We start from the raw sequence: 3,080 nt of genomic DNA on the forward strand, positions 1-3,080 counted from the left end.
CGCGCAGGATGCGTACGCTCGGCTAGCTGCCCCGCCGCATCCAGCCACCAGCGCGCGCCGTCCGGATGCTGCCACTCACGGCCTCGCTCGGTCGCCCGCACCTGCGAGAACCGATCGCCTTGCGCGTCATACACATACCGACGCAGCCGCTGTCCCGGATCCGTATGCTCGACGATCCGGCCCAGCGGATCGTATCGATAGCGATCCACCCCCAACCGGCTATCGCTGCGAGTGACCAGGTTCCCGCTGACGTCATAGTCATACCCGACATGCGTCTCGCGATGCCCCGCACGCCGCGCGGTCTGTCGCGCGAGCCGCCCCGCGCTGTCGTAGCTGAACGCATGATCGAGTCCCGGCGCGAACTCAATCCCGCTCAAGCGGCTCGCCAGATCATGCGTGAAGCGGATCGGCTCGTGCGCATCGATACCCAACGTGCGAGCCAATCCCAACTCATCGTACTCATGGCTCAGCGTCTGCCGATAACACACCTCGCCATTCAAGCCGCGCATCTCGCGCCGCTGCGTCTGCAACTGACCCGCAGCGTCATACTCGTAGCTCAGGCTGCCGAGCGTATCGGCATGCTGCTGCGTCTCGCTCGTGAGCCGCCCGTCGAGGTCATACTCGCGCTGAACCAGCCCATGCGCATTGCGCGCTTCGATCAACTGGCCGCGCTTGTTATAGGCGTAATGTTCGTCCTCGCCGCGGCCCTCCGCAATGCGGCTCACGATACGCCCCAACGAATCGCACCGGATGGTCAGCACACGCCCGAGCGGATCGACAGTACGCTGCAAGTGCCCCGCCGGATCGTACCCATAGCCGCGCGCTTGCCCGAAGTAGTCGATCTCCTCGATCAGCCGGCCCGCTGCATCGCGCTTCAGATGCCAGGTCTGTCCAAGCGGATTGCTTACGCCTATCAGCTGCTCTTCGGTATCGTAGTGATAGCGAGTAACGCTGCCGTCCGGATCAACGCGCGTCTGAAGCTGCCCCTGTCCGTAATACGTGAAGCGCGTCTCCTGGCGCGCTTCGTCTTCGTAGCGGATGAGATTGTCCTCGCCGTCATACTCGCAACGCACCCATGCCCCACTGGGAAGATCGCAGAGAATCAGACGGTCCTTCTTGTCCCATGCATAGCGCGTCGTCCCTTCACCCGGCGCTTCGCGGTGCAGCAGATTGCCGCGCGCATCGTGGGTGAAGTGCGTGACGCGGCCCAACGCATCGGTCAGACTGGCCAGATAGCCATACGCGTCGTAGTTCAGGGCCGTGCAACGCCGCGCCGCATCCGCCACTTGCGTCAGCTGCCCAAGCGCGTCATAAGCGAAGGCGCTCGAACACCCCGAGGGTGTCACCTGTTCGATCAGATTGCCACGCGTATCCCAAACCTGGCGCCAGACGCCCCCTTCGGGATCGGTGATCGCGACCGGCCGATGCTTCTCGTCATACGCGGTCTGCACCACCGTGCGATCCGGCAGCCGGTGGGCGAGCAGGTTGCCGTACCCGTCGTACTCCCATTCTGTTGCGTTTCCCGCCGGGTCGACCTCCGCGATCGTGCGGCCTTCGCCATCGTATTGATAGCTGCGCACGCCGCCCGACCCATCGATGCGCGCCACCGGCCATTGCTGCTCGTTGTATTGCAGCACCGTGAGGCGGCCCAGCGAATCCGTGAAGCGCGTCTCCAGATGCGCAAGGTCGTACTCGAAGTGGTAGTCGTACAGGCCGCCGTCGCCCCATGCGTGGCTCACGCGCCACTGCCCGTCCTCGTGCATCGCATGGCTGTAGTAGAACGACAGGCCGTTGCGGTCGGTATGCCTCACCATCTGATGCTGCGCATACTCGAAACAGTAGGGCGCGTTGTGTGCATCGAGCACGGCGCCCAGGTTGCCCAGCGCGTCTTGCTGATACGTCACCAGCGGATGCACGCCACCTTGTGCATCGTGCAGCACGAGCGCCCCGAGACAGCCCGCGACGATCCCCGAAGCAGCGCGCAACTCGCGCCCCGTGGGACGGCCTCCCGCGTATTCGACGAAGCGCATCGACACGCCGTGGTGAATCGCATCGGTCCGCTGCTGGATATGCCAGGCGTTGCCGTTCAGGTCGGCCATCCGGGATAACGGCAAACCCAGCGTCTGCCCGCGATCCACGGCAGGTACACGCGCGCGCCAGTGGTCCGGCAGTGCGAACGCGTATTCCAGACCGGCCCGCGTACGAATGCGCAGTTCGTCCTGTTCGATATACAGCGCATGACCATGCTGGCGGTCATATGTCCGCGCGGGCCATCCGCTTTCGTGCGGCATCTGATCGAATGCGGTGGCGTGATCGGCAAACGTGACCGCCGCGCTGTATTGCGCCTTCTCGTGCTCCTCATCGCGCAGCAAGTCCACGTGAATGTCGGCCGGACTGCGCCAGCCACTCCCGAGGCTTCCCGGGATCATGTCGTGACTCGCGTAGTAGCGATCCCACACCAGCGGCAAGCGCCCGTCGATGGTGAAATCGTGCTGCTGCACCACCACTTCACCGGTGATCGAGTTGACCGGCTCCGCGTCGAAGATCACGCACTTGATGAACCCCGACGGGAAGTTCCTGAACAGCCTCTTGGCCAGCGCCGAGCCGCGAAACGCCCTGAACAGTCCGGCCGCCATCGCCATCATGTTCATCACGGGCGGGCCGCCCACCAGCACGGGACGATCGGCCGGAATAGGCAGCATCGTCGCGGTGGGCAAGGACATGTACTTGCGTTCCGTATGCGCACTGTTGTGCGACATCGGCAGCATGCCCGCGCACCAGCAACTCAACGCGGGCAGCGCCGCGAATGACATCGGATCGCCGTTGGCCAGCACGGTGCGGCTGCCCATGAACGACTCCGCATCCTGCGACGGCCCCCGTGCATCCGATGCGGCAAAGCCCGCGCCCAACGGGAAGTGCAGGCCCGGCGCGTGGAACGTGTGCGTGCCTGCCGTCGCGCGCAGCAAGCCGTTGATCGTGATCGGCGCGCCCCCGCCGCCCGACCCGACGTGGCCACCCAAGGCATCGCTCACCTTGCGCTGCAGCGCGTTCGCCGCTTTCAGCGCGTCCATGCCGCCTTT

Annotated in this window: 1 protein-coding gene; it reads right to left on the reverse strand. The window is 64.9% G+C overall.

What is annotated here, in order from left to right; genetic code table 11:
* On the reverse strand, positions 1-3,071 hold a 3,071-nt coding region (locus QCE62_RS34910), incomplete at its 3' end, for a DUF6531 domain-containing protein (protein ID WP_309927971.1).
* Between the last annotated feature and the right edge of the window lie 9 nt (positions 3,072-3,080).

It is taken from the genome of Caballeronia sp. LZ033, assembly GCF_031451265.1.
Lineage (GTDB): Bacteria > Pseudomonadota > Gammaproteobacteria > Burkholderiales > Burkholderiaceae > Caballeronia.